Source organism: Bacteroidales bacterium, from assembly GCA_018334875.1.
Taxonomy (GTDB): Bacteria; Bacteroidota; Bacteroidia; order Bacteroidales; family UBA12077; genus JAGXLC01.
Map to the genome: position 1 here is coordinate 1 of JAGXLC010000381.1, position 3,862 is coordinate 3,862.

Below are 3,862 nucleotides of genomic sequence, written 5' to 3' on the forward strand. Positions count from 1 at the left end.
CTGAAGCGCAAAATCAAACACTATCCCCGGTTGCCCCAACTCAAAAATTTCCTGTCCGTGGCCTGGATGAAAACCGGTAATGAAGAAAAAAGTTATGAGGTAAACGACTGGATCCTGAAAGAACACCCCGGTTACTTGTTTGGCCTTGTCAATAAGGCCAATGAACATTACATAAAGGGTGAATACGACAAAATGCCTGAACTGCTGGGTCAAGCCATGGAGCTGAAATTATTATACCCCAACAGGGAAGTATTTCATTCCGCAGAAGTAATCTATTTTTATTTCACAGCAATCATGTATCTCACTGCCGTTGGCGATACGGATGCGGCGAAAGTGCGCCTGAACATGCTTCAGGATATTGCCCCGGATCATGAAAAAACCAGGCAGGCCGAAGCCCTGATCACGCAAGCCAACCTGGAGGCTGCCCGTGAGCAGATGGCCAAAGAGGAGGAGGAACGGATCACACCAGAATTTTCATCCTATGATCAATCTGTACAAACCAATCAACCGCCGAAATTTACGCATCAGTTGATCCATGAGCTTTACAAGGCCGATTATCATATTGATCGGAAGGTGGTGGCCAACATTTTGGCATTGCCCCGTGAATCACTTATTGATGACCTGCGAAAGGTGCTGCGCGATGCCATTCAGCGGTACGAATATTTTAACAGATTGGCAGATGAGGGGGAGATCGAAGATGAAAAAATGTTTTTCCCTATTCATACGGTTTTACTGTTGGGCGAATTGAAAGCCGGCGAAGCCATCCGGGATATCCTGGAGACCCTGCGGCAGGGCGAAGCGTTTATCACTTTTTGGTATGGGGCTTTTTTGACGGAAATCTTATGGCAGCCCCTGTATAAATTGATCGATCACAACCTGGAAGTATTCCGCGACTTTATGCTTGAGCCGGGGGTGGATACCTTTGCCAAAAGTGTGGTTTCATCAGCTGTCCTCCAGTATTATTTGCACAACCCTGACAGCACAGAGCAAATAAGGGGTTGGTATCAAAGCGTTTTAACGGATTTTCTGACTACAGAAAAGGAGAACCTGATTGATACGGATCTTATTAGCTTGATAATTTGTGACGTTATGGAGGGTGGTTTCCGGGATTTACTCCTTGTTATCGATAAGCTGTTTGAAGCCGGGTATGTGGCTGAAAGCATCTGTGGAACAAGGGAAGATGTACATAAGGATTTTGGGAATGAAAAGATTGCTTCCTGGAAAAAAGGGGTCTTGTCCATCTATGATCAGTATGATGATATTGTCAACAACTGGTATGATCAAGATGAGGATATGATGGAAGAAGGCCCCGGCTCTGAGTTGCTGACAGAAGAGACCCCTAACGACGGTCCGGTCATCCGCGAGCCCAAAGTGGGAAGAAACGATCCCTGTCCCTGTGGCAGCGGAAAGAAATACAAAAAGTGCTGCCTGGTGCGGAGTACAGATTAGAGACTTAATTTATATCTGAATTGTCATAACAATACAAGCAACCCGTATAGCATTTTTTCGGCGGCCAGCCGTGTTTACCCATCCGGTTGGCCACCTTTCTGTGGACGCCTTTTTCCAGGAAGCTGAAGCTAAAAGTTTGAACACCCAGCTCACTGGCCGATCCCAGGATATGGGCAAAAAACGGCAGGCTGGAGAAGGTATGATCTTTGTACCCTTTTCTCTCCTTTTTTCTGTTTCCCGGATCAGATTCAAAGGGTAATATTTGGGCATGTCCGTCATCCTCGAGGCGCTGAGCACCACCCTTTTTTCCATCGGATCCGTATCGAAAAGCTTCATTTATTGCACTTTTACCTATGCAGAAGTAACAAAAAACTGCACATCCAGATGTGCAAAAATGTAAAAAAGCAATGGAAACTTGTGTTTATCACATATATGACCATGCAAAGTTCCATTTGGCCACTAAATAAATCAAAATATAATAAAATGAATTGTTTAAATTGGTGCCATCAATGAATGGATCTATGATTGAAGTAGTAGCCGGTCTGATCATGCAACAGAACAAGGTGTTGATTGCCCGAAGGGCATCGCACAAGTCTTTCCCTCGCAAATGGGAGTTTCCTGGCGGCAAGGTGCACGAAGGGGAAACACATCCCGAAGCTTTGCAGCGGGAGCTTTATGAGGAGTTTGGCATCCGCACCCGCGTGGGCACCGAATGCTGTTCGGTGGATCACGATTATGGTGATTTCATGATCCGCCTCACCGCCTTCTGGGCCGAATACACCGACGGCATGCTGAAGCTGGAAGATCACGACCGCATTGCCTGGGTACCCGTAGAAAACCTCCTGCGTTATGACATGACCGAAGCCGACCACCCCATCCGCGACGCCCTGGTGCGGCTGTTTCTGAATTTAGAATGAATTCAAGAGATTCTGATTACATGGTTTATGGAAGGAAAGGCTGAACATTTTCCTTTTCTATGAATTCAGCAATTTGGTCCATTTCTGATGAGGGGATTAGATCCATGTATTTTAATTCCGATATATGTTTCCACAGATTATGATGCACATCTGATTTTTTATCCGGCTCATCCCCAATCACAAAATATTTTCCCTTCGTGTTTTTTTCATCAAATGCCTTTATCAAAGAGATCAGGTCATAGAAATTGGCAAGCAGATCATAGTTTCGGGATTGGAAATCTATTGCCTTGCCAACTACAGGCTGCCCGTTCTTACCGATAAAATTCACGTGAACAGGCATAGCCAGTGTGTCAAGATCTTGGATGTTTAAGTCTGCATCTAGATTGACCTTTCCTTTAATTTTTGGGTATAGCCTGGTTTGAATGACGGTATTGATAGATTCTTTAACAACTCGTTTTTCAGAAGACTCTTTGAAAATATATTTATCAAATAAAGTCCTGAAATTTTCATCGCTGGGTTCCAGGTCAATCTGCACAGGGCTGGAAAAAGAAAGCAGGTTTTTATTGTATCTTGAGAGATAATCAATATACTGCTGGGTAAAAACCCTTTCCTTTAATCCATTGATGGATATATCCATTTCATTTTGCTGGTTCTTATCAATAGTCCGATCAATCGTATGCTGGATGTTTTTCAGGTTATCTTTTAACAGCCTACTAGCTGATTTGGGTAGAAAGGCATTGATATGGGAGAGTTTTGTCCTGGAATAATCAAAGATCACATTATTTTCTCCGGTTAAAATCAAGCCTACACCGATTTGCTCCCTTATGGCGGGATTGAGTGTTGCATATAATATGGAGTAAAAGGCTTTCATGGCTTTTCACGAATTTTTATTGAATTCCTCAATTATTTGCCGCGCTAATTTAACGATATTCTTTCTGTTTTGTTTTGGGAGCTAGCTAGTTGAAAAGCAGGTTGGCTTTTTGATTTCTGGTATGCTTGCACAGATAAGTTTTCAGATCGCTGGCTTCAACCATTAACGGCCTGCCACTGGTTTGGATAACATGCCGGGCAAAAATTTCCGATATACTGGCTAAGGTTCTCAATTGTGTCCTATCATCCTATCAATCATCAAACTAAATTAATAAAAATCAATGATAAATGCCTAAGCATTCTCATAAATATGGAGGGAAGATAATAAAAAACCGCATTTACGGTAATGCGGCCAACCAAGTCTTTTACTCTATGAGCAATGACAATCCAAAAATAAACAATTTACACTTTAATTCCAAATATAAAACAGATTATAATTCATTTTATTGTATTGATAAAAAGAGTTTTATCTAATGGTTAAGGCATAGAAGAGCGTGACGAGTTTTCGAAAAAGGGTCAAGTATAGGGAAGGAGTTTAAAATTATCATTTGCAGGTACAAGGTCATAAGTTTCCCGGTCACTTTCATTGAACAACTGAGAATTTAACGCTCCATTCTCGACCGGAA

The 3,862-nt window shown here is 42.5% G+C and carries 4 protein-coding genes; 2 read left to right on the forward strand and 2 right to left on the reverse strand.

The window, feature by feature from the left end:
• Positions 1-1,449 (forward strand): DUF1186 domain-containing protein (locus tag KGY70_18405; protein ID MBS3777174.1); only part of this gene is annotated, 1,449 nt, incomplete at its 5' end.
• A 9-nt stretch (positions 1,450-1,458) separates the two neighbouring features.
• On the opposite strand, the gene KGY70_18410 is transcribed toward KGY70_18405, so the two are convergent.
• Positions 1,459-1,785 carry a hypothetical protein gene (locus KGY70_18410; protein MBS3777175.1) on the reverse strand — a complete coding sequence of 109 codons (327 nt, stop codon included), beginning with the start codon at positions 1,783-1,785 and terminating at the stop codon, positions 1,459-1,461.
• Between the two features lie 185 nt (positions 1,786-1,970).
• Here KGY70_18410 and KGY70_18415 point away from each other — a divergent pair, with 185 nt between their 5' ends.
• Positions 1,971-2,366: a (deoxy)nucleoside triphosphate pyrophosphohydrolase gene (locus tag KGY70_18415; GenBank protein MBS3777176.1), complete on the forward strand. Its 396-nt coding sequence runs from the start codon at positions 1,971-1,973 to the stop codon at positions 2,364-2,366.
• A gap of 25 nt (positions 2,367-2,391) precedes the next feature.
• Here the strand turns inward: KGY70_18415 and KGY70_18420 are convergent, their stop codons facing one another.
• A complete protein-coding gene (locus KGY70_18420; protein MBS3777177.1) occupies positions 2,392-3,237 on the reverse strand; it encodes a hypothetical protein in 846 nt (281 codons plus the stop codon).
• Between the last annotated feature and the right edge of the window lie 625 nt (positions 3,238-3,862).

Bases quoted from the DNA above. Each gene is read 5' to 3' on its own strand.
- KGY70_18410 (MBS3777175.1), bottom strand. From the start codon at position 1,785: ATGAAGCTTTTCGATACGGATCCGATGGAAAAAAGGGTGGTGCTCAGC.
- KGY70_18420 (MBS3777177.1), bottom strand. From the start codon at position 3,237: ATGAAAGCCTTTTACTCCATATTATATGCAACACTCAATCCCGCCATA.
- KGY70_18415 (MBS3777176.1), top strand. From the start codon at position 1,971: ATGATTGAAGTAGTAGCCGGTCTGATCATGCAACAGAACAAGGTGTTG.